The sequence below is a fragment of the Mesorhizobium sp. M7D.F.Ca.US.004.03.1.1 genome (assembly GCF_003998635.1).
Lineage (GTDB): Bacteria > Pseudomonadota > Alphaproteobacteria > Rhizobiales > Rhizobiaceae > Mesorhizobium > Mesorhizobium loti.
In genome coordinates this window covers 1-1,944 of sequence record NZ_RZQG01001039.1, presented here as the reverse complement: position 1 = coordinate 1,944, position 1,944 = coordinate 1, and the positions used below count along the sequence as shown (strand labels likewise).

Here is a 1,944-nt window from a genome sequence, read left to right as displayed (position 1 = left end):
GCATGAAATGGTCGCCCATCCTCTCGGCGTGATCTGACGTCAGCACGATGATGGTGTCGTCCCACGCGCCCGCGGCCCTGACTGCTTGCCAGATGCGGCCGAGCTGCGCGTCGACCTCCGAGATCATGCCGTAATAGATCGCCCGGATGCGGCGGAAGTCGTCATCGCTCCAGTCGTGCACCTTGCCATTGGCGTCGGCACGGAACCTGGCCTGCTTCTGTCGGCCAATGTCATAGGCGAGGTAGGGATGGCTCTGCGCCTCTTCCTGCCAGCTTGCCGCGCGCCGGAAGGCCGGGCCATCGGCAGGTTGATACATCGTGTTGTAGGGTTCCGGCACGATGAAGGGCGGGTGCGGGCTGATGAAGGAAAGATGCGCGAACCACGGCGCGGCGTCGTCCTGCTCGCCAAGCCAGCGCGTGAATTCGCCGGTCAGGAAGGCGGGCGGGGTTTCGTCCCTTGAGTAGACGGGCGGGGCGTTGCTGACAGCGCCAGTCTTGTCGCCGTTCACCGGTCGATGGATGTCGGGAGACCCGGCGCTGGTGTCGATACCCCGCTGCTTCAGCCAGGACAGCCACTGTTTCTGATGTTCGGGCAGCAACTGGCGCACCGTAAAGCCTGGCAGCACGCCTTCATAACTTTGCAGCCGCGGGTCGCCCGGCGCCAGCAGGCGCGGATCGAGCGAGACATCGGTGTAGCCGAACAGCGTCGGATCATAGCCGAGGGCGCGCGCATGCAGCGCGATGTTGCCGTGTCGGGCGTCGAGCGGCGTGCCGTTGCGGCAGACGCGGTTGTTCATCTGGTAGAGGCCGGTGTAGAGGCAGGCGCGGGCCGGCGAGCAGGGCGCCGCACCGCCATAGTGCCGCTTGAACAGCACACCCTCTGCGGCCAGTGCGTCGGCATTCGGCGTCTTCACAACCGGATGGCCCGCAGACGACAGACAATCGCCGCGCCACTGGTCGCATGTGATCAGCAGAATGTTAGGCCGCCTGGTTTTTCCAATCACGCGCGATACTCTGTCCTGGGATGGTCGAACGCCGCTCATGGAACCGAATTCTGGCGCTGGCGCAAGCCTGTCATGTGAGTCAATTGGTGAACAGAACTCTTTGTATTGTTCACTTTTACAGCACAGTCCATTCTGTGTTTGCCGCCTTTGCCCAGAGCGGCCGCGTCCTCATATTGGCGTGGACAGCGGCGAGGGCCGCACAAGCACCAAGGGAAGGAGCAAGACAATGCTCGACCAGATCAAAGGCCTGCATCACGTCACATCGATGGCCAGGGATGCCCGCCAGAACAATGAGTTCTTCACCAAAAAGCTCGGCCAGCGCCGGGTCAAGAAGACCGTCAATTTCGACGCGCCTGATGTCTACCACCTTTATTACGGCGACGAGGCCGGGACGCCCGGTTCGGTGATGACCTATTTTCCGTTCCCCGACATCGGCAAGGGCCGGCATGGCGTCGGCGAAGTCGGCACCACGGTCTACTCGGTGCCGGAAGGCACGCTCACCTACTGGGAAAAGCGTTTTGCCGATGAGGGCGTCACCGGCCTGTCGCACGAAGAGACATTCGGCGAGAAGCGTCTGGCCTTTGCCGGACCGGACGGCGACGGCTTCGCGCTGGTCGAGGACAAGGCTGACAGCAGAGCGCCATGGGCGAAAGGTGGTGTTCCCACGGACGAGGCCATCAGAGGCTTCCACTCGGTGTCGCTCCGGTTGAAGGATGGCGACGCCACTGAGGAGCTGCTGAAGTTCATGGGCTATGAGGAAGTCGACAGGTCCGGCAACGTCAGGCGGCTGGCGGTGAAGAACGGCAATGGCGCCGATGTCGTCGATATCGAATCGCTGCCGGCTGCTGCCTTCGCCGATCTCGGCGCCGGCTCCGTCCATCACGTCGCCTTCGCCGTCGAGAATCGCGCCAAGCAGCTCGAAGTGCGCAAGGCGTTGATGG

General features: G+C 63.1%; 2 protein-coding genes. One reads left to right on the top strand and one right to left on the bottom strand.

The genetic code is table 11. From position 1 onward, the window contains the following. The coding region (locus EN935_RS33545; RefSeq protein WP_245489120.1) for a sulfatase-like hydrolase/transferase at nucleotides 1-1,042 on the bottom strand (1,042 nt) is incomplete at its 3' end. A 187-nt stretch (nucleotides 1,043-1,229) separates the two neighbouring features. Here EN935_RS33545 and EN935_RS33540 point away from each other — a divergent pair. Beyond that, nucleotides 1,230-1,944: VOC family protein (locus tag EN935_RS33540; RefSeq protein WP_127374101.1), on the top strand; the 715-nt coding region annotated here is incomplete at its 3' end.